Genomic DNA, 23,927 nt, shown 5'->3' with positions numbered 1-23,927 from the left:
AGTGGACTGGCTCATTGACCTGATCGATCGCTTCGTCACCGACGCCGACGACGCCACGCTTGCCCGGCGCGAGGCGCTGGCGATCGAGGAGGGCAGCGAGACGGCTGCCGGCGGCTTCCTGGAGGCCTGCCGCATTCTCGGCGAGGCCGCCGACGACCCGGTTCAGCTGATCGACGCGCTCGATCTTCTGGCCTCCGGCACGGTCGCCGAAGAGACCGGGAGGCTTGTCATCCGGTGCTTTGCGGCGATCCGGGCGGACTATGCCTCGCGGCAGGACGCGCAGGCCGCGCGGTCCGCGCTGTCTTCGGCCGCAGATCGGGTTTACGAGCCCGCCGGCCTTGCCTTCGGGGCGGAGGTACATGCCTTTCTCGTGCGGCTCGCCGGCGAGGCGGTGACGCAGATTTCGGCGATCGCGGCGACGCGCGCGCCGGTGGTCAGGGTGGAGACCGGCATCTCGCTGCCTTCCACGCTTGCCGCCTTCGACCTCTACGGCGATGCGGCGCGGGCGGAGGAGATCGTGGCGCGCAACCGGATCGGCACGGCGCTCGTCATGCCGGTCGTCTTCGAAGCACTCGCCGAATAGCACCATGCTCGAAACGGTGGCCTTCCAGGTGGCGGGTCGGATCCTGCCGCATGAAAGCTGCACGCTCAGGGAATCGGCCGAAGAGGCGGTGCGCGAGGCGTCTTTCGTCGTGCCCTGGGCGGGGGCGGGCATTCCCTGCGCGCCGGACGAGGAAGCGGTGATCACCGTCTCGGGCGATCTCTGGGGGACCGGCTATGTGCGCGACGTCAACGCCAGCCACGGCGAGGAAGACCGGATCTACACCGTGACCTTCGTCTCGCGCACCTGCGACGCCACGGAATGCTCGGTCGAGCACCCGACGGGCCTTCTGAAAGACGTCGACATCACCGGCATCGCCGAAGGCTTCGACACGCTCGGCATCGGCGTCGAAAGCGCCGTTACGACGCCGAAGAAGCCCCGCCACAAGCTGCGGCCCGGCGAGACGCTTTTCGATACGCTCGAGACGGAGGCGAGGGCCCGTGGCGTGCTGATCCACGACACGGAGCGCGGCAAGCTGAAGCTCGCCGACCGGCCGGAAGGAAGGCATGTCGGGGCGCTGCGCCTCGGCGACAACATCAAGCAGGCGAGCGCGACGCTCTCCGGCGAGAAGCGGCATTCGAAAGTAACGGTGCGCGGCCAGGCCGCCGAAGGAACGAGCGGGCCGGTGCTTTCGCCGGAAGGCGAGGCCGAGGCGCCGGGCCTGCCGCGGCCGCGCCCGCTGATCATCGTGCATGAAGGCGAGATCACCTCCGAGCGGGCGAAGAAGCGGGCGGCATGGGAAGCGCAGCGCGGCGTCGGCAACGGCGTTTCCTGCACCATCACGGTGCCCGGCTGGAGGGATGCAGGCGGGCGGCTGTGGAAGCGCAACTTCCTTGTGGAGGTCGACGACGACTGGCTCGGGATTTCGGGGGACATGGTGATCGCTTCGGTGACCTTTGCGCAGGACGGGACGGCGGAGGGCACGCAGGCGGTCATCTCCTGCAAGGATCCGCGCGCGCTCGGCGGGGAAAATCCGCGCGGCGACAGCAATGCGGCCTGGAGCGCTCCGGCGGCTTCCGAGCCGGTTTTCCGTGTAAATTAATGCCGGGCAGGGCGAAGTGATGTCGGATGCCTCGCTGACGCGCTTCCTGCTCGACGGGACGGTGACGCATCGCGGCGGCCAGCAGTTCGTCGACGGCAAGGGGCTCGCCGGCGACCTCTTCGAGCGGGTGCACCGGATCGAGCCGCACGGCTTTGCCTCCTGGCCCGTGAAGGGCGGGATCGGCGCGGCGCTGCAATCGAGGGCAAGCCGCGACAGCGCCTATGTCATCGGCGGGGAAAATCCGCAGCTGCGTCCGTCCGGCGAATATCTGACCGAAGGCGGCACGGCGATTTACGACGCCGCCGGCAACATCGTCTCGGTGGTGGCGAAGAGCCTGCGCATCGTCCATTCCGCCGAGGTGCGGATCGTCGCGCCGAAGATCGTGCTCGATGGCGAGGTCTATCTCGGCGGCGAGGACGCAAACCGCGAGGCATCGGCGAAGGGAACCGTCGACACGGCAGGCGATGTCGAGGTCAGCAACCTTGCCACAAAGGTCTTCGTGAAATGAGAATCGTGCCGCTCGAAAGCGGGCGGGAGCCGCTGCTTTCCCCGGACATCGTCTGGGATGCCGAAAGGGGCGTCGGCGACCTTGCCGTTTCGCCGCTTTCCGACCCGGTCAATCCGGGCGGGCTCACGGCGGAGAACGCCATTCAGACGGCGGTGATCATCTGCCTGATGACCGACCGCCGGGTCGAACCGGAAGAGCTGCGCGACGGCGAGGTCAACAAGGGCTGGCCGGGAGACAGCTTCGATCTGGAGCCCGGCGAGACGGCTCTCGGCTCGCGGCTGTGGCAGCTGCGCCGTCGCGCGCTCGACGACGGCATCGAACGGGAGGCCGAGGCCTATGCCCGCGAAGCGCTCGCGACCTTGATCGACCAGGGGGTCTGCGTGCGCACCGACGTGACGGCCAGCGCCGATCCGGCGCGCAATTATCTGGCGCTCGAGGTCGCGCTCTACGGGCGGCAAGGGGCAAGCATTTTTCAGCAGCGTTTCGCGGTGCTCTGGGACCAGGTGGATCGACGATGAGCTATACGGTCCGCTCGCTGGCGGCGATTTCGCAAAGCGTGCGCGGCGCCTTCCGGCAGTACCTGCCGGGTACCGACGCGACGCTGAAGCAGAACGTTCTTTACGTGACGGCAAAGGTGCTGGCGCTGCTCGCTTTCGAATACGAGCAGCGCATCGCCTGGATCTTCAGGCAGCTCTTTCTTTCCACGGCGACGAGCCTTGCCATCGTGCGGCTGCACGCGGCCGAGATCGGCGTCACGCTGAAGCCGGCTTCGGCGGCGAGCGGCGCGGTCACCGGCACCGGGACGCCCTCCGAGGTCTATCCGGCCGGGGTTCGGTTCCTTTCCGCCGGGATCGGCTACGTGACGACGGCCTCGTTCCAGGCCGACGCGCTCGGCGCGTTTGTGGCAGGCGTGAAGGCCGAGGCGACGGGGGCGACGACGAACCGCGAGGCGGGCGCGGTGCTCGCCCTCGCCGACCCGGCGCTCTGGCCCACGCTCCCGGCGGAGGTCGTCGTCGCTTCCGGCGGGCTCGGCGGCGGTGCCGACAGCGAGGACATCGAAAGCCTTCGCAAACGGGCGCTCGACCGCAAGCGCCGGCCGCCGAAGGGCGGGGCGCTTTCCGATTACGAGCAGGCCGCGCTCGCCGTGTCGGGCGTGTCGGCGGCCTGGGCGCGCCAGATGACCAACGGCATTGGCGGGGTCGGCGTCTGGGTGCTGTTTGCGGGCCGGGCGAACGGCATTCCGACGGAGGCCGACCTCGCCGCGGTCCAGGGCGCGATCGACGCAAAACGCCTGATCCGGGCAAAGGCCGTGGCGATCGCGCCGGTGGCGACGCCTCTCGATCTGACGATCGCGCTGACGCCCGACAGCGTCGCGGCACGGGCGGCGGTGACGGCGGCCCTCAAAGACTTCTTCGACCCGACCCGCCCGGATTCGCGGATCCGGCCGGGCCTGCCGGAGGAGCCGTTCCTCCTGACCCGCGCCTGGCTTTCGGAGGCGATCTCGACGACCGTCGGCGAAGAGAACCACACGCTTGTCGTCCCGGACGGGCCGACCGGCTTCCAGTCCGGCGAGCTGCCGGTACTCGGCACGATCGACTGGGCCTGAAATGTCGATCTGGTACGTCAATGACAAGGTCGCGCAGCCCTTCGCGCTGCCCTGGGGCGACAGGGTGGTGATGGTGACATGCGACGGCGGGCCGCCCGATCTCGACCTCGATCCGGCGGATGCGCTCTCCGATCCCGAGGTCGAGGCGCTTCTGCCGGCCGGGCGCGCGCTCTGGCCGCGCGGGGGCGCTTGGGGAACGCCGGACGGGGCGGCACCGCCGCTGGACGACGTCTATTCAGACTTGACGCGGGCGCTGCTCTCGCCGTTCCGAGACCTTTTTGCCCGCCTCTGGGGGCTGACGCGCGAATCCCGCTCGGCGAGCCTTGTCGAAAGCCTCGCCGAATGGGAGCGCGATTTCGGCCTGCCGGAGTCGTGCATCACCGACGAGCAGAGCGAAGCGGACAGGCGGCGACATCTGAGGGCCAAGGTCGCCTCCGACGGGCCGATCACCGCCGAAGAGTTCGTCTGTCTTGCCGACAGCCTCGGTTACCTCGTGGCGATCGAGGAACCCGAGGCGTTCCGCTGCGGCGAATCCTCCGTCGGCGTCAGCCTGGCGGGCCGCCGGGAGCTGACGAACGGCCCGCTGGAGCAGGAATGGGTGGTGCACGTCTTCGACGTACCGGTGACGCGGTTCGAATGCGGCGTCTCCGAATGCGGCGTCGACCGCCTGCTCGACTGGGTCGCGGACGAGATCGAATGCGTGCTCAGGCGGGCCGCGCCGGCATGGACCTTTCCGGTCTTTTCCTATGCGCCCTGGCCAGTCGCCATGACGCTGGTGACGGAAGACGGCGTGCCCTTCGTCACGGAGAACGGCGAGCCGCTGCTCGCGCCGGTCGCTGCAGGCGACTGACGCCACAAGGAGACGATCAAGATGAAATACCAGCAGCCCTTCGGGGCGGCCGATCCGGACGCGTCCTATTCCAATGGCAGCCGGAGCGCGGGCATCAAGGGCTCGGAAGTCCCCGCCGCGGCGATCGAGCACCACCAGCGCGAGCTGGTGCATCTGATCACCCATGCGGGCCTTACCCCTGCCGACAGCGACCTGCAGCAGGTGCGCAAGGCGATCGAGGCCTTGATCGCCGCAGCGAACGGCGGGGAAAGCCAGCTCGACACCTTCATCAACACGATGCGCCAGCGCATGCTGGTCTATCCGCAGACGCTTTCGAGCGACGGGAAGATCAACGTCACCTCGCCCTCGGCCGGGACGATCCTGGTGCCGCCCTCGGTCACGATCCGGCATCGCGGTGTCTATGACATCTCGACCTCGGCTTTCGACGAGACGACCGAGCGCACCTTCGCCACGGCGGCGAACAAGACCTATCATCTCAACCTGGCTCTCGGCGTCGGCGTCGAAGCGCTGTCGCTCGACGATACGACGGGCGCCGGCTACAACCCGTCCGCGCTCGCCGAGACCGATTCCTCCTTCGACAGCACCTACGACCGCGCGCTCCTGGCGCGCATCGTCACCGACGCGTCGAACGTGGCGACCATCACGCCGGTCGCCAACCTCGTGAAACTTCGCCAGACCGCCCAGGAGACGATCACCTCCACCCGCACGACATCCGGCGAGGGCACGTTCGCGCATGTCTTCTCGGGCGTGCCGCTGAACTGGGCGCGCACGCCGGACGTCGTCGGCGCCGTCGGCGGCGGGCGCGGCAGCTTCACCGGCAGCGGCACGTCGGGCCCGGTGCTGGTAAAGAGCGGCAGCGTCACGGACGGCAGCGGCACGGTGACGGCGCGGATCGACCGCTACGGCATCGTGCCGGTCGGGGTGGAGGACACGGACCTCGTCTCGCAGTCGCTGACCGCGCCGGCCCATCTCGACCTTCTCGCGCTCGCCTGAGGAAACTGCCATGCCCGAAGCCTACGGCGTGCGGATCGACGACCTCGACCCGGCCGCGAGCCCCGATCGCGACTTCCTTTTGCCGGCGATGAAAGGCGGGACGAGCCAGGCGCTTTCGATCGCGCAGATCCTCGGCCTGGCGCTCGCCGCCGAAATCGCCTTCGATCCGGACGAAGGGCCGCTCACCGCGGAGACCGTGCAGACGGCGCTGCAGGAGCTCGCCGAGGCGGTGGGCTCGCCGACCGATTTCGGGCGGGTGCTGATAGCGCTCGCCGATCTCGGCGAGCTGCTGACAACAATCGGCGCCTTCGAGGGCGACGAGGGCTCGGGCGGGGCGCCCGGCCTGGTGCCGGCGCCGGGGGGCGGCGATGCGGCGAAGGTGCTGACCGGCGCGGGTTCCTGGGCGACGCGGGTGTTCAAAAGCGAATATGCCAGCGCGCCGCAGATCATCACCACAAGCGGCTCCCTGACTTTGGCGCACGGCCTCGGCGCGGTGCCCAAACTCGTCGTCGCCGAACTGGTCTGCGGCACCGCCGAGCACGGCTATTCGGTCGGCGACATCGTGCCGATCTTCTCGCCGGGCGGCACCGCGACCGGCACGACGGACAATCCGACCAGCAATGCCGTCTTCGTCAAGGGCGCCACCAATGTCAGCGTCTATTTCGGCTCCGGCACCAGCGTCTTCCAGCTGCCGCACAAGACTTTCGGGCTTGTCAAGAACCTGACCAACGGCAGCTGGACGCTGGTCGTGCGGGCCTTCGCATGACGACGCGCTTCTATGTCGATGCTGAGGGCGCCTATCTCGGCGGCTTTGACGGCGCCGCGCCGCCGCAAGGCGCGGTGGAGGTCGGTGCGCCGCCCGCAGACGGGCGCCAGAAATGGAACGGCGAGGAATGGTCGGCGCCGCCCGCCACTTCAAAGGACGTGGGCGCCGAACGCGCGCGGCGCACCGGCCTCGGATACAGGCACAATTTCGGCGGCTCGGCGGGCATCCGCACGCTCGACAGCCGGGACGACAGCGATGCGATCAACTGGCTCGGGCTGAAGAATATCGCCGACCGCCTGATCGCGGACGGCCAGGGGGAGACGCTGCTTTCGGTGCGCGACGCGAACGACGAGACCTTCCAGTCCTCGGCCGCGACGATCTCGGCCGCGCTGCTTTCCATGGCCGAATGGCGGGGCGCCATCCTGGCCGCCGCCTGGGCCCTGAAAGATCAGGTCAAGGCCGGCACCTTCGACGGCTCGCGCGCCGATATCGCGCGGGACGAATACTGGCCCGGGTGACGCGCCCGGCCAGACACGAAAGGAACGAGACATGTGCCAGTGGCAGGTCGAGGCCGTCAGGGCCGGAAAGGCGATGTGGGGGCAGATCCTCACCCAGGACGGCATGGCGGTCACGGCCCCGGGCAGCTGTCAGCTGTGGAATCCCTGGGGGTCCGGGCGCAACCTTCTTTTGACCCGTGCGCTGATCACCGGAATGAAAACGCCCGCAGCCGACGTTCGCGTGACGCGGCGTCCGATCGGGCCGATCTTCGCCGACCACGCCGCCAACAAGAAGCTCGACGGCCCCGATCCCGTCGGAGAGCTCCGATGGGCGGACTATGTGCCGTCGGTCTACCCGGAGAACCGGCCGAGGCAGGAGATCTGGCAGCCGACGGCGGGCGTCGAGGGACGCCGCGTGGAGGAGGCGCCGTTTCTCATTCCGCAGGGCTACGGGATCGCCTACTGCTCCTACTCGTCCGGCGATGTGCCGGCCAGCCGAATGATCGCCTCGCTGGACTGGATCGAGGAAGAGGTGGAGCCCGCCGCGAATCCGGCCATCCCGACCGGATCGATCATCGCCGGGGGCTTGCCCATCGGGGGAGGCGGCATCGCGCAGGCGACGGCGGCGAACGCCTTCGACGGCCTGGCGGCGACATATGCGAGCGGTCCCGACGCGACAAATCTGGTCATCGGCATCGATTACGGCGGCGGCAACGAACGGGCGATCTGCGGGGCGGTCGTCACGAGCCCGCCGGCGCGATCCTTCGCCGGGTCCCATCCGCCGCGCATCGTGACGGCGCAGCTGCAGGTTTCGCCCGACGCGGCGACCTGGACCACGGTTGCGAGCGAAGTGTTTCAGGACAGCATGGGCTGCTGCCAGACGGAAATCGCCTTTTCAGTTCCGTCAGTGACCGCACGCGCCGCGCGCATCGAGATGGCAGCTTCCGACGTCTCGGGATGGCGCATCGGTGCGGCGACATTCTTTGCGCCTGACGGGTGAATGTGCGCCGATATCGCGCGCTGACGTTGAAGTGCGGAACTGGCATGATCGCGGCCATGCGGCAGATCGCACTCGCCCTTTTTATGTTTTTCGGTCTTGCCGCCTCGGCGGGCGCGCAAACCCTCCACCTTGACGGCAGCGCCATCAAGGGCCGGGCATTCAGCGGTTCCGGGGTCGGCGGAACCGTACCGGGAGAACGCGGGATCGTCCATTTGTGGAATCCCGCCGGCTCGAAGGTCTATCTCTACGTCGACCGGTTGACCGTCGCCTGGAACCAGCATTGCAACGTGGAGACGGAGCCACCGTGCATTCATGCCTCGCTCGGCGAGAAGCTGGGCGCGGATCTGCGCATCACAACCTCGGGGGTCGGAGAAAAGATCGCCGGCGCGCACAACAAGCGCGTCGATCTTCCGCCGGGTCATGGCGAGGTTCGAACGGGCTCTGTCCCATGGTCGGAGATCCCGGGCCGGTCGCCGCCATTCATGGAGATGTGGACGGCCGAGCCGAGCCGGGTATTCGAGTTCGCCGCGCCTGTCATTCTTCCGCCGGGCTACGGGCTCCTGGCGGTGACCGCGGATCCCAGCACGCAGCAGTGGCCGACCGTGTGGTGGATCGTGGACTTCCAGTGGCGCGAAATGCCGATCGAGTAGCCCCGGTCTAGGATTCAGCTAGCACCCGAAAAGGCCCTTATCGCCCTGGCCGGGGCGATCCCGCAGCCTGCCTCCCGCCACCGGGACGGCGGGCTTTTTCATGGAGAATTGCATGCGTTTTCGCCTCGTCTGGAACTGGCGAACGGTGCTGAAGCACGCCTGGAGCGTGCGGCTCATCGTGCTTGCCGGCGTGCTTTCCGGCCTTGAAGTGGCGCTGCCTTACGTCGACGGCTGGCTCCCGCTCCCGACCGGCGTCTTCGCCCTCCTCTCCCTCATCGTCACGGCCGGCGCCTTCGTCGCCCGCCTCGTCGCGCAAAGGAGCGTCTGACATGGCCAGCAGGTTGACAAAAGGCGTCCTCGGCACGCTCACGGCCGCCGGCATTCTCGCCGTCGGCTTCGTCGGCGGCTGGGAAGGCAAGCACAACACGGCTTATCGCGACATCGTCGGCGTGCCGACGATCTGCTTCGGCGAGACGCGCGGCGTGGAGATGGGCGACACGGCGACCGACGAGGAATGCGCCGCCATGCTGGGCGACGGCCTCGTGGAGTTCGAGGCCGGCATTCGTCGGTGCCTGAAGAACCCGGATCAAATCCCGGACAAGAGCTACGTGGCGTTCCTCTCTGCCGCCTACAACATCGGCCAGAGGGCGTTCTGCGGCTCCTCCATGGCGCGGCGCTGGAATGCCGGCAACCTGGAAGGCGCCTGCGACGCGCTGCTGCTGTGGAACAAGGCCGGCGGGCGCGTTATCCGCGGGCTGGTCAATCGCCGAAAAGCGGAGCGCGAGCTTTGTCTTGAAGGGTCGAGGGCGCAGTGACGGGCGCCCTCGCCGTCGTCGGCCGGATCCTCGCTTTCGGCATCACCGTGCCGGTCTGGGTCTTCCTCGCCGCCGGGCTGTGGCTCCACTTCGACAAGTCCAGCGCGGTGCGCCAGGCGGTCGATCGGGCCGTGACGGAGCTCGTCGCCGGGGCGGAGCTCGCGGCGGCACGCGCCGAAGCCGCGGCGCAGGAAAAGCTGCGCGTCGCCGCCGAGGCGCGGGCGGCCGAGGTGAGCGCCGCCAACGCCCGCTTTCAGGAACGGCTCGCCGAAGCGGCGCGCGAGCAGGAGAACCTTTCCGATGAAATCCAGGAGCTTCTGGCGCGCCCTGTCAGCGCCGATTGCACTGTCGACGACGATCTTCTTGGGCGGATGCCCAACCGATAGCCAGAAGCGGCTGGATCGCGCCGCAATCGCCACGGCAAAGGCGGGGATTGCCGGCGAGGCCTACCGCGCCGGTTCCGCGCTGCCGGACAATCCCGCCGATTGCGGGCGGCGCGAGCGCTCCGGCGTCGTCGTCGGCGACCGGCTCGATATCGCCCTTCTGAAGACCGACCGGGCGCTGGGGCGCGCCAATGCCCGCATCGTGCGTTGCGACGCATGGTTCGACGAACTCAAACGGAGCCGGGAAGGAAAAGCCGAATGAGCGAAGTCTGGAAAGCCGCCATTGCGACGACGCTCGGCGCGCTCGGCATCTTCATCGTGCTGGCGCTCCTCGGCAAGGCGCCGGCGGCAAGCGTCGATCCGGCGGTGACGGTAACGCCCTGCGGCCCCATCCGGGCAATGACCGAAGGTCTTCTCACCGGCTTCGGCGAGGTGCCCGTCGCGTCCGGCTCGCTCGGCAACGGGCGCGCCATGCTGATGACGCGCAACGAGAAAACCGGCTCCTGGACAATGCTTTCCATCGCGCCGCCGGATCTCGCCTGCATGATCGGATCGGGAGACCGCTTCCGGCTCATAAATCCCGCCGAAAAGGGGGTCTGATGATAGAGATCGGATATGTCGAACTGATGGTTTTTCTGCTCGCCATCATCGGCGCGGTGGGCGGCTTCTACAAATGGCTGACAAGCCGCTTCCGCGAGACGGAGAGGGAGCTGCGCGCCGAAACGGCCGCCTGTCACACCCGCATCTCGGCGCTCAAGGACCTCCTCGACATGGACAAGGAGAAGCTCGCCGACCTGCGCCTCTACATGGCGGAGAAGTATGTCTCCAAGGACGGCTTCGCGGTTCATTCCAGCCAGGTGATGGATGCCCTCGGGCATCTTGGCCAGAAGATCGACGACGGGCTGAAGGCCCTGCATGTGCGTGTCGACCGGGTGGTGGAAGGACGGGTCGGCCAACGCGACGGCGGCCAGCAGTAGCCCGAGATGATCGTCCCGTGTCGCCGTGCCGCCGGCGGATCATCGCCCGCCTTTCGGCGCGGCTGGCGCAATAGGTCGACGGCCCCATGACCAAGCCGTCCTTCCGCTCCGCGTCCGGGCTTCTTTCCACGACCGCGGCGAGCCTTGCGACCACGGATCCGGCCGGCGCGGCGTCGGGCGATGTCGTCTACATCTTCGCCGCGCACAACATCCCGGCCGGGGATCCGGAGCCGACGCTTTCCCTGAGCGGCGGCGACGCGGCCGATTTCAGCATTCGCGCCGAAGGCTTCGTGGTCGAGGCCGGGGTCAACGGTTTCAAGGCGACCCTTTTCGAGGCGCGGCGCGGTGCCACGATGTCGATGCCGAGCGTCGTATCATCCGATGGCGGCGACCGCGGCCTCTACGCCTATGTCGTGGCGTTCCAGGACGTGCCGGCCGGGCCGATCTCCGACTATATCGAGGGCTTCGGCATCCTCGAGGACGACACCGGCAGCAACACCACCGTCCCGGCCATCCCCATCACCGGGGCCGAACGGCTGCTGGTGGCGTTCTACGCGGCCCGCGACAATGCCGGCATGGGCGGGATCCAGGATCCCGGCGAAGGCGCGAACTGGGAACAGAAAGTGCGCTCGGCGTCTCCGACGGGCGACGACGCCACGCTCGGCGTCGACACCGGCAACCAGGCCGACACGGCAGCGACCTGGGCGGCCTCGTATCACATCTACAACAAGCCGTTCATCGGCATCGGATTTGCCCTTTCCGGCATCGCGATCAGTGCCGGCGGGACGACCTATGACGAGGCGGCCGGTTTCGGCTCCGGTTTCGGCGTTGCGGCGGGCGAAGCCGCGACGATTCCCGCCGTCGCCACGCTTGGCGCGAATACGGCCATGACCATTTCGGCGGAACGCATCACGGCCGCGGCGGCCACCTTCGGCCTCGAGGGTGCTTTGATCGGGGACGGAACTCTCGATCTCGCTTCGGCTGTTGATTTCGGCGCGGCGACGGGACTCGTCGTCTCCGGCGCCTCCGTGCTGGCGCTGGCGGCCGGGATCGGCGCGGCGAGCGGCATTGCCGGGGCGACCCGGCTCGACGCGGCGGGGACGGCCCGCTTTGGCGCCTCGCTCGCCTCTTCCGCCGTGTCGCAGGCCGTCATGACGGGCGAGGTCTCGCTCGCCGCCGTCGCGGCGATGCTCGCCTCCGGCGGCTCGATCTTTTCCGCGGCGCTGTCTCTCGCCGGCGCCTCCGGCCTGTCCGCCACGGCGCAGACCGAGGTTGCGGGGGCGGCAACGCTCGCCGTCACGGCGGGTCTTTCCGCCGCCGGCCGGCTGACGCTCGGGGATGCGCTGGGGCTCGCCGCGGCCGGTGGCTTCTCGGCCGGCAGCGCCGTCACGGCGGAGGAGGCGGCCGTCTTCGCGCTCGCCCTTTCGCAGGCCGCCGCCGGAGCGATCGGCGCACAGACCTTCGAGGAGACGGCGGCGATGGGCGTCGCCGCGCTCGCCGCCTCCGCCGCGCGCCGCGACAGCATGGCGGCCGCCGGCATTGGCGTTGCGGCCACGGCCGGGGCGGAAGCGGCGCTGACGAGCGACGCGGCGGCGGGGCTGGCGGCGGGGCTTACCGCCTCGGCCTCGGCAAGCCTTGTCCTCGGCGCTGCGATCTCGCTCGACGTTGCGCCGACCATCGAGACGGAAGGCCGGCGCGTTATCGCCGCCGCGATCGGCCTCGGCCAGAACGTGGGACTGGAAGCCGGCTCGGCCGCGATCCTTTCGGAAGGGATCGCGATCGAGGCGATTTTCGACGCGGCGGCGGCGGCGAGCCTGACGGCCGAAGAAAGCCTTCTGGTCGCCGTCGAGGCGGCGATCGGCATGCTCGGCGTCGTCGGCACGCCCGCCGGCGTGCGCATCACGCTGCCGGGCAGTGTCACCCGCGTCATCGAACTAGCCGGCGAGGCCGACGACGTCGTGCCGCTCGCCGGCTCCGTGACGGTCCGCGTCCGCCTCAAGGGACGCCCCGACTAGCACCGGGATCGGCATTTCAGACAGAAAGGGAAAAAGACATGACCCAGATCACCCGGGCCGTGGCGCGGGCGCTCGTTGCCGCGCGCATTGCCGCCAATGCAATCCGCCGCAGGGCGAAGAGCGCGGCGGGCGCCGCGATGCGCTTCGGCGTCACCGCGATCCTCAACGTTTTCGTCCGGCTCGGCCTCGGCATGAAGACCTATTACCGGTTTGAATGCGTCGGGCCCGACGGCCGGGTGAAGTGGACCGAGCTCGTCCCGAACCTCGTCGTCAACGAAGGCCTGAACGACCTTCTCGACAAGTACTTCAAGGGGTCGGGCTACACTGCCGCCTGGTATGTGGGCCTGAAAGGCACTGGCACCATCGCCGCCAGCGACACGCTGGCGAGCCATGCCGGCTGGTCGGAAATCACTGCCTATGCCGGCGACCGCAAGGCGCTGACGCTCGGGACCGTGGCGAGTCAGTCAGTCGATAACTCCGCATCGGCGGCGGTGTTCGCAATCAATGGGACCGCCACCGTAGCGGGCGCTTTTGTCGCCGGTGCCGCGACCGGCACCTCGGCCGTCCTCTACGGCGCCGCCAACTTCGCATCGGCCCGCGACGTAGTGGCCGACGACACGCTCAACGTCACCGTGACGCTGACCGCCGCCGACGCCGGCTAAGGAGAACGACCATGAAGATCAGGATGAAAGAGACTGTCGAGGACGCGCGCGCTTCGGCCAAGGCGGATATGCGGCACCCGAAAAGCGAAGACGGCTCCGAGGTCGCCCCGTTCAGCATGCACGCCCGTGATTTCGGAGGTTTCGAGGTCGTCACCTGCCAGTACAAGCTGAAAGGCGGAGCGACCTACGACGTCGCCGACGATCAGGGGAAACGGCTCGTCGCGGACAAGTTCGCGGCGAAGGCCTGAGGGCGCACACGCCCCGGCCGGCCCGGCCGGGGCATGAGGGCATAGCATGACCGCGATCAGCGACATCACGATCTACGAGGGCAACAGCCTGACGCTGGAAACGATCGGCCTGAAGGACAGCTCGGGCTTGCTCGTCGACCTCACTGGCGCGGCGATCCGCTTCCGCGCCGCGCCCTCGGTGAGCTCGCCGGCGGAAGACGTCTTCATCGACAAGCTTCTGGGCGCTGGCGTGCGCCTCCTCGGCGATCCGGAGGATGCCAGCTACGCGATCGATATCGATCCGGCCGATACGGTCGGCCATGCCGGAACCTCACGTTTCGACGTCGATCTCGTCCTCGCCTCCGGCAAGGTGCTGAAACCGAGTGCCGGCAGGCTGATCGTCAGGCCTTCTTTGCTGGCGTCGGCGTAAGGCGGGCCTTCACCTGGCCGGGCACCAGGGGTTGCCCTGGTTCGGCCAGGGCTGCGACAGGCCCTCCTCGACAAGCACCTTGCCGGCGTCGCGTCCATCGGCCAGCCGCACCGTGGCGAGCTCCCTGAGGTGGCGGCCCCGTCGCCCGGCCCATTCGATGGCGTAGCCGCCGGCCATCAACGCGCGCAAACGATCGCGCGCCTTCTCGCCGAGCCGGCGCTCCTTCCCGCATGCGGCATGGCCGATCTCCGGCGTGTCGACGCCGAGGGCGCGCCACTTCACGCCCCGTTCCCATCCCGTATCCCCGTCGACGATGCAGGTGACCATGCGGGCGGCGCGGTTTGCGCCGGAGCAGACCGGCAGGATCTTGCCGGCGTTCCCGGTTGCCGCGGCAGAGGGGGCGCCATGGATCATCTCGGCGCCACAACCCGGCATCGCCGAAAGGGCGAGGAAAAGCGCTGCGAAAGCGGCGATCCCCGTCGTGCATCGAAAGCCGGACGAAGCTTTGTCGATCATCTGCGGAGGCTCCCAGGGGCGGAATGAATAGTCGCGGCAGGCGATCGGCCGCATGGATCAGGGGTTGTGGGTCGGGGCTAGCAATAGACTGGATCGATCGAACCGATCGGGATTTTTCATGTGTCACGGCTCCGACGATCCTCATCCAGAGCCGTCAAAAAGTCTTGGAGAGATTGCGGAAGAACTCTTCCGGTTGCGAGAAATGGCACTTGATGCCGGCTATCCATTTCTCTCCTATCTCATCGGGATGGCGCTTCACGAGGCGATCTCGATCGAGATCCGCGAGGAGGGGGACTAGCCCGTCTGGTCGAGGAGGGCGGCCTCCGCCCTGGCCGCCGCTTCGCCAGCGCTTGCTTCCAGGCCGGATCCGCGATTGCGGGTATCTGCGGCGCACCAGTACCATTGCCGCCCGGGCGGACCGTTCGCCGTCCTATAGACGCGGCAGTAGCCGGCCCGGCATCTCGCCACGAAATCCTCGCGCCGATTCGGCTCGTCGGGCCAGGTGCGCCGCCATTCGAGCCTCATGCCTCATTCTCTCCCGCAAGCCTCACCTTGTCATTCGCGCATTTTGGGACAAGCACGGGCCGAGCGGCGGCCAGCTGGTCACTTTGCCGTCTTCGCCGGTGCAGTTCCGGCCTGCGAACGGTGGTTCGCCGAAAGGTTCGTGTGGTACTATCTTGCCGGTGGAAAGGAGAGCCAGCAGATGCGCGAGTCCGACAAATACGAAGATCAGGTCCAGCTCCTGCCGGGACGATCCCCTGCTGCGAAGCCCGCAGAGGCTCCTTCTCCGGTGCATATGACCCTGGCGGATGCCGTCCGGACAGTCTGCGAGAAACTCCCGGAGGAGAGGCGACCAACGAGCCGGATCGTCTGCGTCGACGGTTACATCATATTCGGTGACGAGATCGGGGGCATCTACCTTCGTGAAGATTTTCCGCGTCAGGGGGCGAAATAGAGCCCGGTTGCCGGATTCGGCCGCGACGACGAGGGTCGCCTGCCGCGCCGGCACGATGCTCAGGCTGCATCCGGTTGAGCCGTTTCGTCGCGGCAACTGACGACGACGCGATTTCTGCCTTCTCGCTTGGCCCGGTAGAGGGCGGCATCTGCTACTCTCATCACATCTTTCTGCTCTGAATTCTCCGATGCCTCGGTGAGGCCGATGCTCACCCTCGCCTCAATTCTGTTGCCTTCAAAATAGGTGGGTGTCGCCTCGACCGCGCTTCGAATGCGTTCCGCAGTCGTCCGCGCATGTCGAGCCTCGATCCCGGGCAATAGCACGAGGAACTCCTCGCCTCCGACCCGAAACACTTTGTCGGAAGGGCGCACGCTCTGCGTGATGATCCTGGCGATGTTTCGCAGGACCTCGTCGCCGGCCGCGTGACCATAGGTGTCGTTGGTGCGCTTGAAATGGTCGATGTCCAGCGCCAGCAGGCAGGCAGGTTCGGCGTGTCGCCGCATGCCGGTCCATGCCCTTCGGAATGCCTCATCCATCGCGCGGCGATTGGACAGCCCTGTCAGGCTATCGCGGCGGGCCATCTCCGACAGGGCCGCCTCGGACTCATGGATGCGGCCGATCATGTGATTGAACTCCTCGGCGACGCGATGAAGCTCCGGCGGCACCTGGATCTCGATACGATGATTGCGCTCGCCTTCGGAAAAGCGGATCGCTCCGTCTACGAGGCGGTCGACACTGTTGGAGAGGATGCGGCCGATCACGACAACGCCGAAAGCCATCATCAGCAACGAGACAGCGGCGGCGATGCCGGCAACCCAAAGCGACCTCTCATAGAAGCGGAGGGCCGTATCGTGATCGTCGTCGATCGAGCCTGCAAGGCGTTCGTAGACCGCCGTCATCCTGTCGTTGGCCGAAATGGCAGCTCCGTGAAAGCGCTGCAGCGTCTCCGCGACGGCAACGCGCTCGGTGGGGCGTGCGAGTGAGATCAGTTCGGTTGCGTAGCGATCGGCCGCGCCCCAGTCGTCCAGCGCCCGTTCCAGCAGCGCCTGTTCGGATGGCTGGTCCGTCAGCGCCTCGCCGAGTGCCGCAAAGCCTTCTTCGATCCGGGTCTTGAGGGCCCGGTAGGTTGGCGGACTGACCGGATTGGCGGCCTCCACCCATTCGTCGACCGAAGGGATGGTTTCCCAGATGAGCAGACGCAGCTGTTGCGCCGGCGCAATCTTGCCGCGCTGCTGCGCGGCGACGTGATGAAAGGGCGCGATCACGCCACGATGCAAAAGGTAGTAACCGGCGCCCGCCGAGACGAGCAGCGGTACGAAGGCAGCGATCATGCCGAGCGTGATCCAGGCACGCAGCGATTTTGTTTTGAGAAGATCGATCAACTGTTCCGCGCCTCTCTGCGAGTCGCCCCGATCACAGAAGATACATACGCCGCGGTGGACAAAGCCTTAAGTGGCCTTCGGGTCGGCCTTCCCTCGGCCATCTCGCGCGCATCGGCGAGCAGCAACGGTGAGCAGTAACGGGGAGGAACGGCATGCGGCATGCTCGGCCGCCAGGTCGGCCCCGCCGAGCCGGCCGGCGATCTCCTCTGCGCCTTCACGCTGCGTGTGGGTGGGCATGCCGCAACCTCGCCGAACCGCTTTCGGAATGCGGAAACGTTCCGCATAGCGTTCCGCCTCGGGAGGGGCGGATACGCCAAGGTATTGAAAAGCTTGGTCGGAGTGGCAGGATTCGAACCTGCGACCCCCTCGTCCCGAACGAGGTGCGCTACCAGGCTGCGCTACACTCCGCCAAAGCGGGGCGGGTTATAGCCTTGCCGCCTCGCCGCATCAAGGCATCATCCGACCTGTTGAAAAGAAGGTCGAAACGCCGCGGTGCGCCGGCTGCTTCGCGGCAGGGCAGGGCGCTCTCCATGTTGCCCGGCGGGGCCAAAGCCCGTATAGCGCTGGGCGCCCCGCTAGCCGGGGCGGATGGGGCGTAGCCAAGCGGTAAGGCAGCGGGTTTTGGTCTCGCGATCCCAGGTTCGAATCCTGGCGCCCCAGCCATCCTCCGGCCTTCGGCCGGTCTCGCCGGCAGCCGCGTGGGCCTGCCTCGATCAGCCCAACCGACCTCACCGCTGACTGGCTCAAGAACGATTCGTCCTGGACGAAGCGCTCCCTGCCGAATCGGACGAGTTACCTGGCCGTGGCGTGCGTGTCTTTCTGGCGACCAACCAGGAGCATCTGCGGGCCGCCTATCTGATGGACCGGGGGGCCGGGGGTAGGGGAGGGCGCAAGGCGCCTCAGCCGACGCGCCGCCCCTCTGCGTCAAGGACGAGCGTGCCGTCTTCCTTGGCGAGCGGGCCCGGCGGCATCTTCTCCAGAAGATCGAGAACGACCTCGCTCGGGCGGCACAGCCTGACGCCTTTGCTGGTGCAGACGATCGGCCGGTTCACCAGCACCGGATGCTCCAGCATCGCTTCAAGAAGCGCCTCGTCCGACACCGCCGGATCGAGAAGTCCGAGCTCCTCGGCGGGCGATTTCGTCGTCCGCAGAGCCTCGCGCGGAGAAATGCCGGCGGCGGCGAAGAGGGCGAGGAGCTGCGGCCGCGTCCAGCCTTCCTTCAGGTATTCGATCACGGTCGGCCGGTAGCCCGCCGCCTCGATGATGGAAAGAACGTTGCGCGAGGTCCCGCACTCCGGGTTGTGGTGGATGACAACGTCCATCAGCTCGCCGCTCCCTCGCGCATGGCGCCCTCGCTTCCGGCCGTCGCGCCTGCGGCTTCGCGCACGGCCCGTCGCCGTACCGCCGGCCCGGCCTCGTACCAGCGCTTGCTCGAATTGACGATTTTCACCACCGACAGCATCACCGGCACTTCAATGAGGACGCCGACGACGGTGGCAAGCGCCGCGCCGGATGTGAAGCCGAAGAGGCTGATGGCGGCCGCGACGGCGAGCTCGAAGAAGTTGCTTGCCCCGATCAGCGCCGAGGGCCCGGCGACGCAATGCGCTTCGCCGCTCGCCCGGTTGAGGAGATAGGCGAGGCCGGAATTGAAATAGACCTGGATGAGGATCGGCACGGCGAGGAAGGCGATGATCGCCGGCTGCGCCAGGATCTGCTCGCCCTGGAAGGCGAAGAGGAGGACGAGCGTGGCGAGAAGAGCCACGAGCGAGAGCGGCTGCAGCCGGGCGAGAAGCCCGGCGAGCGCCGCCTGCCCGCCGGAAGCGAGCACCTGACGCCGGAGCATCTGCGCCAGCACCACCGGCACGACGATGTAGAGGACGACCGAAAGGATGAGCGTCTCCCACGGCACGATGATTGCCGAGAGCCCGAGCAGGAGCCCGACGATCGGGGCGAAGGCGACGATCATGATGACGTCGTTGAGTGCCACCTGGCTCAGCGTGAAATGCGGCTCTCCCTTCGTCAGGTTGCTCCAGACGAAGACCATCGCCGTGCAGGGCGCGGCGGCGAGCAGGATGAGGCCGGCGATGTAGCTGTCGATCTGCTCCGCCGGCAGGTAGGGGCGAAACAGCCAGCCGATGAAGAGCCAGGCCAGGAGAGCCATGGAGAACGGCTTGACCGCCCAGTTGACGAGGAGCGTGACGCCGATGCCGCGCCAGTGCTGCGTCACCTCCTTCAATGCCTGGAAGTCGATCTTCACGAGCATCGGAATGATCATCGCCCAGATGAGGATCGCGACGGGCAGGTTGACCTTGGCGATCTCCATCGCGCCGACGGCGTGGAAGAGAGAGGGAAAGAAGTGGCCGAGGGCGATCCCGGCCACGATGCACAGCGCCACCCAGAGGGTGAGATAGCGTTCGAAGATTGACATGGGGCTCAGGCGGTTTCGGGTTTGGGGGTAAGCGTGCCGATCTCGGCGACGCGTTCTTGCAGGGCGAGGCGGCCGAGCGAGGCGATCGGCAGGCTGGTGAAGACCGAGATGCGGTTGAAGAGCATGCGGTAGGCCTCGGCGAAGGCGAGCCGCCTTTCGCTCTCCTTGCCGTCCGCGGCGGCGGGGTCGGGAACGCCCCAATGCGCCGTCACCGGTTGGCCCGGCCAGACCGGGCAGGGCTCGGCCGCGGCGGCGTCGCAGACGGTGAAGACGAAATCGAGATGCGGCGCGCCCGGCGTGGCGAATTCCGCCCAGTCCTTGGAGCGGGCGAAGGCGGTGTCGTAGCCGAGCGATTTGAGGAGATCGATGGTGTAGGGATGCGGCGCGCCCTTGGGATGCGAGCCGGCCGAATAGGCGCGGAATTTTCCTGCGCCTTCCCTGTTCAGGATCGCCTCGGCGAGGAGCGAGCGGGCCGAATTGCCGGTGCAGAGAAAGAGAACGTTGTAGGGCGCTTCCATCTTTTCCTCCTGTTCCAGGAATTTTTAGGGGCCTCAGGCGGGCGCGTTGTCCGCCGCGCAGGCGGCGCATTCCTGCGCCAGCGCCGCGAGCGGAGCGCAGACCTCGGGGCGTTCGCCGCAGCAATCGCGGATGAGAAAGCCGATGAGGGCCTCGATACCCCCATAATCGGCCCGGTAGCGGATCGAGCGCCCTTCGCGCGTCGCCTTCACCAGCCCGCCGCGTGAGAGCTGTGCGAGATGGGCCGAGAGCGTGTTGGGCAGGACGCCGAGCCGCGCGGCGATCTCTCCGGCCGGGAGCCCCTCGGATCCCGCCGTGACAAGCGAGCGGAAGACCGTCAGCCGGGTATCGTGGGCGAGCGCGGATAGGGCTTCGAGGGCATTGTTCGTTTCCATATTTCGGGAATACTGGAATTATGGAAACGATGCAAGGCCCGCTGCTCTAGAGAGGGGGAAGAGGCGGCCTGTCCGGCCTGCTCCTGCAGGCAGGAATAGCGCTCCGGTAGAAATCAACCTGAGATCGTATTGTGACAGTTTTATTGCAACGATTACATACGTTTTGTTGATAAATTCCTGCTAGATCAACTATCGAAGGGGCTTGAGATGTTTTGATCAAGCAAATTATCAGTATATTGGAAAAATTCTAGGCAAGAAATGTCCGGATCCCTTGTAGAGCCTTCCGTTGCGGGCGCCGGTCTGCGGCTCGATAACCCGGTTCACCAGTTTCTCAGGCGCTGGCGTTCCGAGATCCGGCCGGATGGAACGCTGCCTTCCTACGAGAATGTGGCGCTGGGCCATCTCGGCCATCTGATCGAAACCAAGGCCCTCGCCTTTCGCGATGAAGAGGACCGCCTCGCGCTGCTGCGCATCGGCCGGGTCTTCGCCGAATGGGCCGATATCGGCGAGGAAGAGGCAAGGGTCGACCGGCTGCGCCGCGACCGCTCGCGCAGCATCCGGGAAGCCATCGCCAAGGCGCAGGAATCCGGCCGTCCCGAATGCGTGCAGACGCATCGCGTGGTGAACGGTGTCGTCGCCGCCTACGATTTGTGGGCGTTCCCGCTTTCCAACCGGTGGGGGCCGACGAGCTACATCCTCCTCCTCGACGAGCACGAGGCCCGCCAGGACCTGCTGGAGACGATGTTCGGGGCGACCAACGAGGGCATGCTGGCGCTCGAGGCGATCCGCGACGGCGAGGGCCGGCCGATCGATTTCCAGATCATCGCCCTGAACGAGGCCGCGGCGGCGCTTCTCAGCCTTCCGCTGCACCGGCTGCTCTGGCACCGGGTGTCCGATTTCAAGGCGGCGTTCCCGGAGACCGACCTGATCGAGGCGCTGGCGCAATCGGTCTTCAGCCTCGCCACGACCCATTTCGAGGCGACGTTCTGCGACACCGAGGCGGAGCGCCATCTGCGCTTCGGCGTCGCGCCGATCGGCGATCTGGTTTCGGTCACGCTGACCGACATCGCCGACATAAGGGCGCGCGAAAATGCCCTGCGCTCGCTGTTCGACGACAACCCGGTGCCGATGTGGCTCGCCGACCAGGCAAGCCTGCGGATCATCCGGGTGAACGAGGCCGCCATTCAGCACTACGGCTACGACCGCGCGACATTCCTGGCGATGAACATGCTCGACGTCGCCTCCCCGGCCGACCGCAGCCGCATGCAGGACTTCCTCGACGCGGTCGGCCTGAGCCGCCCGGTCGAGGATTCCTGGATCCATCTCACGGCAGACGGGCGCCGCATCGAGGTCTTTCCCTATGCCCGCAAACTCGTCGTCGAGCGCAAGCCCGTCATCCTGCTGTCGGTCATCGACGTCACCGAGCGGCGCAAGGCCGAGGCGCAGGTCAAGCACATGGCCCACCACGACGCCCTGACCGATCTGCCGAACCGCCTTCTGTTCCGCAGCCGGCTGGAGGCCGATCTGGCGCGCTCCCGGCGGCTCGGGCGCTCGCTCGCGGTCCTGTGCCTGGATCTCGACCACTTCAAGAGCGTCAACGACACGCTCGGCCATCCGGTCGGCGACAAGCTGCTGCAGGCAGTCGCCGGGCGCTTCAACAGGAACCTGCGCGAGATGGACTTCGTCGCCCGGCTCGGCGGCGACGAGTTCGCGATCATCCAGACGGATCTGCAGGATTCCGGCGATGCGAGCGGCCTGGCCGCCCGCCTGATCGAAGCGATCGGCGCACCGTTCGAAATCGACGGCCATCAGATCGCCGTGGGGACCAGCGTCGGCATCGCCTTTGCGCCGTGCGACGGCGATGAGCCGGACACGCTTCTGAAGAACGCCGATACGGCTCTCTACCGGGCCAAGGCCGACGGGCGCGGCGCCTACCGCTTTTTCGAGCCGGGCATGGATGCAAGGCTTCAGGCCCGCCGCGCGCTCGAACTGGACCTCCGCACCGCTTTGGCGAAGGACGAGTTCGAGCTCTACTACCAGCCGCAGCTCGACGTGGACACGCAGCGCGTGACGGGGTTCGAGGCCCTGCTGCGGTGGCGGCACCCGGTCCGCGGCATGGTTTCGCCGGCCGATTTCATCCCTGTGGCGGAGGAAATCGGCCTGATCGTGCAGCTTGGGGAATGGGTGCTCCGCCGGGCCTGCGCCGAGGCGACCTGCTGGCCCGAGCCGATCAAGCTCGCCGTCAACCTTTCGCCGGTCCAGTTCAAGAGCAACCGCCTGGTCGAAACTGTCATCGACGCGCTGGCCACCTCGGGCCTGCAGCCGGGCCGGCTGGAGCTCGAGATCACGGAATCGGTGCTGCTGCACGGCAGCGCCAGCAACCTGGCGGTCCTTAAAGAGCTCAAGGACCTCGGCATCCGCATCTCGATGGATGATTTCGGCACCGGCTATTCTTCATTGAGCTACCTGCAGAAATTCCCCTTCGACAAGCTCAAGATCGACCAGTCCTTCGTGCGCGAACTCTCCGACCGGCCGGAAGCGATGGCGATCATCCGCGCCGTCACCGGGCTCGGACGAAGCCTGCGGATGCTGACCACGGCCGAGGGCGTGGAAACCCCGGAACAGCTCGAAAAGCTGCGCCGTGAGGGGTGCAACGAGGTGCAGGGCTACCTGTTCAGCAAGCCGCGCCCAGCCCATGAGCTGGCGATGTTGCTCGTCGACGGCCCCCTGCCGTTCGAGCGCGACGGGCCGGAGGAAGAGGGCGTCGACGCGGCAGCCTGAGCCGCCGCGGGAGCCGCAGGTCTTTTCGGGTTTGCCGGACCGCCCGTGCGAGCCGGCCGATCACCGGGCGGCGGTCAGCCGAGCCCGTGGCGGGCCTCAGGCGGGCGCAAGCCCCAGGATTTCCCGCGCCTCTTGCGGCGTGGCCGGCCGCCTGCCGTATTCGCCCGCCGCCTCGGCGACCATCGAGACGAGCTCGGCATTACTGGCCGCGAGGCGGTCCCTGGCGGCCTTGACGTTGTCCTCAAGGCCCGTGCGGCAATGCCCACCCAGTTCGAGGCACCATTTGTTGACCTCGAACTGGTGGCGGCCGATGCCGGCCCCCGTCCAGGTCGCGCCCGGCAGGACCTCGTTCATCTCCGAGATCAGGAATTCGAGGAGTGTGCGCCGCGCCGGCAGGGCGTTCGGAATGCCCATGACGAATTGCACATGCGCCGGCCCCTTGAGCAGCCCCTTCTTCACGAGGGCGGCGGCGTTGTAGAGCATCGCCACGTCGAAGACCTCGATCTCCGGCTTCACGTCGTTTGCCAGCATCTCACGGGCGAGCCCTTCCACGAATTCCGGCGGGTTTTCGTAGATGCTGTTCGGAAAGTTGACCGAGCCGGTGGCGAGCGAAGCCATGTCGGGCCTCAGGCTCAGCATGGCGCCCCGCTGGGCCTGGTCGCGGCCGCGACCCCCCGTCGAATACTGCACGATCATGCCCGGGCAGTGCTTGCGAATGCCTTCCCCGACACGCTCGAAGAGCTCGGGGTCGGAACTCGGTTCCTGGTTCGGGCCGCGCACATGGATATGGGCGAGGGCGGCGCCGGCCTCGAAGGCCTCATGGGTGGATTCGATCTGCTCGTCGGGCGTCACCGGCACGGCCGGGTTGTCCTTCTTGGTCGGCAGAGCGCCGGTGATGGCAACCGTGATGACAGTCGGCCGGTCGGTCATGG

General features: G+C 67.4%; 31 protein-coding genes and 2 tRNA genes. 24 read left to right on the top strand and 9 right to left on the bottom strand.

The window, feature by feature from the left end:
* The first annotated feature begins 1 nt into the window (after position 1).
* The 21 genes from CLD20_RS08140 to CLD20_RS08040 all read left to right on the top strand — a co-directional run bounded on the left by CLD20_RS08140 (position 2) and on the right by CLD20_RS08040 (position 14,022).
* The gene (locus CLD20_RS08140) at positions 2 to 583 is read left to right on the top strand and encodes a hypothetical protein (RefSeq protein ID WP_224406118.1); all 582 of its coding nucleotides are present in this window, start codon (positions 2 to 4) and stop codon (positions 581 to 583) included.
* A 4-nt stretch (positions 584 to 587) separates the two neighbouring features.
* A complete protein-coding gene (locus CLD20_RS08135; RefSeq protein ID WP_224406117.1) occupies positions 588 to 1,643 on the top strand; it encodes a hypothetical protein in 1,056 nt (351 codons plus the stop codon).
* Positions 1,644 to 1,662: 19 nt separating this feature from the next.
* Positions 1,663 to 2,151: a phage baseplate assembly protein gene (locus tag CLD20_RS08130; protein WP_224406116.1), complete on the top strand. Its 489-nt coding sequence runs from the start codon at positions 1,663 to 1,665 to the stop codon at positions 2,149 to 2,151.
* Positions 2,148 to 2,669 (top strand): phage GP46 family protein, encoded by a 522-nt coding sequence (locus CLD20_RS08125; protein WP_224406115.1) that lies wholly within the window; start codon positions 2,148 to 2,150, stop codon positions 2,667 to 2,669. Before CLD20_RS08130 ends, CLD20_RS08125 begins: the two co-directional genes overlap by 4 nt.
* Entirely contained in the window at positions 2,666 to 3,757 is a 1,092-nt protein-coding gene (locus CLD20_RS08120; protein ID WP_224406114.1) for a baseplate J/gp47 family protein, read from the top strand. The genes CLD20_RS08125 and CLD20_RS08120 overlap by 4 nt, the downstream gene beginning before the upstream one ends.
* Before the next feature lies 1 nt (position 3,758).
* Positions 3,759 to 4,607 (top strand): putative phage tail protein, encoded by an 849-nt coding sequence (locus CLD20_RS08115; protein WP_224406113.1) that lies wholly within the window; start codon positions 3,759 to 3,761, stop codon positions 4,605 to 4,607.
* 21 nt (positions 4,608 to 4,628) lie between these two features.
* On the top strand, positions 4,629 to 5,600 hold the full coding sequence (locus tag CLD20_RS08110; RefSeq protein WP_224406112.1) for a hypothetical protein: 972 nt from the start codon (positions 4,629 to 4,631) through the stop codon (positions 5,598 to 5,600).
* A 10-nt stretch (positions 5,601 to 5,610) separates the two neighbouring features.
* Positions 5,611 to 6,366, top strand: coding sequence for a hypothetical protein (locus tag CLD20_RS08105; RefSeq protein ID WP_224406111.1), 756 nt, complete (start codon positions 5,611 to 5,613; stop codon positions 6,364 to 6,366).
* A complete protein-coding gene (locus CLD20_RS08100) occupies positions 6,363 to 6,884 on the top strand; it encodes a hypothetical protein (RefSeq protein ID WP_224406110.1) in 522 nt (173 codons plus the stop codon). The genes CLD20_RS08105 and CLD20_RS08100 overlap by 4 nt, the downstream gene beginning before the upstream one ends.
* A 31-nt stretch (positions 6,885 to 6,915) precedes the next feature.
* On the top strand, positions 6,916 to 7,863 hold the full coding sequence (locus tag CLD20_RS08095; protein WP_224406109.1) for a hypothetical protein: 948 nt from the start codon (positions 6,916 to 6,918) through the stop codon (positions 7,861 to 7,863).
* A gap of 44 nt (positions 7,864 to 7,907) precedes the next feature.
* Positions 7,908 to 8,513: a hypothetical protein gene (locus tag CLD20_RS08090; protein WP_224406108.1), complete on the top strand. Its 606-nt coding sequence runs from the start codon at positions 7,908 to 7,910 to the stop codon at positions 8,511 to 8,513.
* 112 nt (positions 8,514 to 8,625) lie between these two features.
* On the top strand, positions 8,626 to 8,841 hold the full coding sequence (locus CLD20_RS08085; protein ID WP_224406107.1) for a hypothetical protein: 216 nt from the start codon (positions 8,626 to 8,628) through the stop codon (positions 8,839 to 8,841).
* 1 nt (position 8,842) lies between these two features.
* Positions 8,843 to 9,328 carry a lysozyme gene (locus CLD20_RS08080; RefSeq protein ID WP_224406106.1) on the top strand — a complete coding sequence of 162 codons (486 nt, stop codon included), beginning with the start codon at positions 8,843 to 8,845 and terminating at the stop codon, positions 9,326 to 9,328.
* Complete coding sequence (locus CLD20_RS08075) at positions 9,325 to 9,714, top strand: hypothetical protein (protein ID WP_224406105.1); 390 nt, start codon at positions 9,325 to 9,327, stop codon at positions 9,712 to 9,714. The genes CLD20_RS08080 and CLD20_RS08075 overlap by 4 nt, the downstream gene beginning before the upstream one ends.
* Entirely contained in the window at positions 9,692 to 9,973 is a 282-nt protein-coding gene (locus CLD20_RS08070; RefSeq protein WP_224406104.1) for a hypothetical protein, read from the top strand. The genes CLD20_RS08075 and CLD20_RS08070 overlap by 23 nt, the downstream gene beginning before the upstream one ends.
* On the top strand, positions 9,970 to 10,311 hold the full coding sequence (locus CLD20_RS08065; protein WP_224406103.1) for a hypothetical protein: 342 nt from the start codon (positions 9,970 to 9,972) through the stop codon (positions 10,309 to 10,311). The genes CLD20_RS08070 and CLD20_RS08065 overlap by 4 nt, the downstream gene beginning before the upstream one ends.
* Complete coding sequence (locus CLD20_RS08060; RefSeq protein ID WP_224406102.1) at positions 10,311 to 10,688, top strand: hypothetical protein; 378 nt, start codon at positions 10,311 to 10,313, stop codon at positions 10,686 to 10,688. Before CLD20_RS08065 ends, CLD20_RS08060 begins: the two co-directional genes overlap by 1 nt.
* A gap of 86 nt (positions 10,689 to 10,774) precedes the next feature.
* Positions 10,775 to 12,703 carry a hypothetical protein gene (locus tag CLD20_RS08055; protein ID WP_224406101.1) on the top strand — a complete coding sequence of 643 codons (1,929 nt, stop codon included), beginning with the start codon at positions 10,775 to 10,777 and terminating at the stop codon, positions 12,701 to 12,703.
* 38 nt (positions 12,704 to 12,741) lie between these two features.
* On the top strand, positions 12,742 to 13,365 hold the full coding sequence (locus tag CLD20_RS08050) for a hypothetical protein (RefSeq protein WP_224406100.1): 624 nt from the start codon (positions 12,742 to 12,744) through the stop codon (positions 13,363 to 13,365).
* An 11-nt stretch (positions 13,366 to 13,376) separates the two neighbouring features.
* Positions 13,377 to 13,613: a hypothetical protein gene (locus CLD20_RS08045; RefSeq protein WP_224406099.1), complete on the top strand. Its 237-nt coding sequence runs from the start codon at positions 13,377 to 13,379 to the stop codon at positions 13,611 to 13,613.
* 46 nt (positions 13,614 to 13,659) lie between these two features.
* Entirely contained in the window at positions 13,660 to 14,022 is a 363-nt protein-coding gene (locus CLD20_RS08040; protein ID WP_224406098.1) for a hypothetical protein, read from the top strand.
* A 9-nt stretch (positions 14,023 to 14,031) separates the two neighbouring features.
* On the opposite strand, the gene CLD20_RS08035 is transcribed toward CLD20_RS08040, so the two are convergent.
* Together CLD20_RS08035 and CLD20_RS08030 are read right to left on the bottom strand one after the other, a co-directional pair.
* Positions 14,032 to 14,538 carry a thermonuclease family protein gene (locus CLD20_RS08035; protein WP_224406097.1) on the bottom strand — a complete coding sequence of 169 codons (507 nt, stop codon included), beginning with the start codon at positions 14,536 to 14,538 and terminating at the stop codon, positions 14,032 to 14,034.
* 294 nt (positions 14,539 to 14,832) lie between these two features.
* Positions 14,833 to 15,063, bottom strand: a complete 231-nt coding sequence (locus CLD20_RS08030) for a hypothetical protein (RefSeq protein WP_224406096.1) — start codon at positions 15,061 to 15,063, stop codon at positions 14,833 to 14,835.
* Between the two features lie 178 nt (positions 15,064 to 15,241).
* Here CLD20_RS08030 and CLD20_RS08025 point away from each other — a divergent pair, with 178 nt between their 5' ends.
* Positions 15,242 to 15,493: a hypothetical protein gene (locus CLD20_RS08025; protein ID WP_224406095.1), complete on the top strand. Its 252-nt coding sequence runs from the start codon at positions 15,242 to 15,244 to the stop codon at positions 15,491 to 15,493.
* 59 nt (positions 15,494 to 15,552) lie between these two features.
* On the opposite strand, the gene CLD20_RS08020 is transcribed toward CLD20_RS08025, so the two are convergent.
* On the bottom strand, positions 15,553 to 16,875 hold the full coding sequence (locus CLD20_RS08020; RefSeq protein WP_224406094.1) for a diguanylate cyclase: 1,323 nt from the start codon (positions 16,873 to 16,875) through the stop codon (positions 15,553 to 15,555).
* Between the two features lie 331 nt (positions 16,876 to 17,206).
* A tRNA-Pro gene (locus tag CLD20_RS08015) sits at positions 17,207 to 17,283 on the bottom strand.
* Positions 17,284 to 17,464: 181 nt separating this feature from the next.
* Between CLD20_RS08015 and CLD20_RS08010 the strand changes: the two genes are divergently transcribed.
* Positions 17,465 to 17,538: transfer RNA gene (locus CLD20_RS08010), tRNA-Gln, on the top strand.
* Between the two features lie 236 nt (positions 17,539 to 17,774).
* Here CLD20_RS08010 and arsC read toward each other — a convergent pair.
* The 4 genes from arsC to CLD20_RS07990 are packed head-to-tail and all read right to left on the bottom strand — an operon-like array spanning position 17,775 to position 20,214.
* Positions 17,775 to 18,197 (bottom strand): arsenate reductase (glutaredoxin), encoded by a 423-nt coding sequence (arsC, locus tag CLD20_RS08005; protein WP_224406093.1) that lies wholly within the window; start codon positions 18,195 to 18,197, stop codon positions 17,775 to 17,777.
* Complete coding sequence (arsB, locus tag CLD20_RS08000) at positions 18,197 to 19,303, bottom strand: ACR3 family arsenite efflux transporter (protein WP_224406092.1); 1,107 nt, start codon at positions 19,301 to 19,303, stop codon at positions 18,197 to 18,199. The genes arsC and arsB overlap by 1 nt, the downstream gene beginning before the upstream one ends.
* 5 nt (positions 19,304 to 19,308) lie before the next feature.
* Positions 19,309 to 19,821 carry an arsenate reductase ArsC gene (locus tag CLD20_RS07995; RefSeq protein ID WP_224406091.1) on the bottom strand — a complete coding sequence of 171 codons (513 nt, stop codon included), beginning with the start codon at positions 19,819 to 19,821 and terminating at the stop codon, positions 19,309 to 19,311.
* A gap of 33 nt (positions 19,822 to 19,854) precedes the next feature.
* Complete coding sequence (locus CLD20_RS07990) at positions 19,855 to 20,214, bottom strand: helix-turn-helix transcriptional regulator (RefSeq protein ID WP_224406090.1); 360 nt, start codon at positions 20,212 to 20,214, stop codon at positions 19,855 to 19,857.
* A gap of 258 nt (positions 20,215 to 20,472) precedes the next feature.
* Here CLD20_RS07990 and CLD20_RS07985 point away from each other — a divergent pair, with 258 nt between their 5' ends.
* On the top strand, positions 20,473 to 22,995 hold the full coding sequence (locus CLD20_RS07985) for a bifunctional diguanylate cyclase/phosphodiesterase (RefSeq protein ID WP_224406089.1): 2,523 nt from the start codon (positions 20,473 to 20,475) through the stop codon (positions 22,993 to 22,995).
* A 96-nt stretch (positions 22,996 to 23,091) separates the two neighbouring features.
* Here CLD20_RS07985 and CLD20_RS07980 read toward each other — a convergent pair whose 3' ends face one another.
* Positions 23,092 to 23,925: a 3-keto-5-aminohexanoate cleavage protein gene (locus CLD20_RS07980; protein WP_224406088.1), complete on the bottom strand. Its 834-nt coding sequence runs from the start codon at positions 23,923 to 23,925 to the stop codon at positions 23,092 to 23,094.
* Positions 23,926 to 23,927 lie beyond the last annotated feature (2 nt).

Origin of the sequence: Afifella sp. IM 167 (genome assembly GCF_020144925.1) — a bacterium.
Lineage (GTDB): Bacteria > Pseudomonadota > Alphaproteobacteria > Rhizobiales > Afifellaceae > Afifella.
This window is presented reverse-complemented; position numbering and strand designations above follow the sequence as displayed.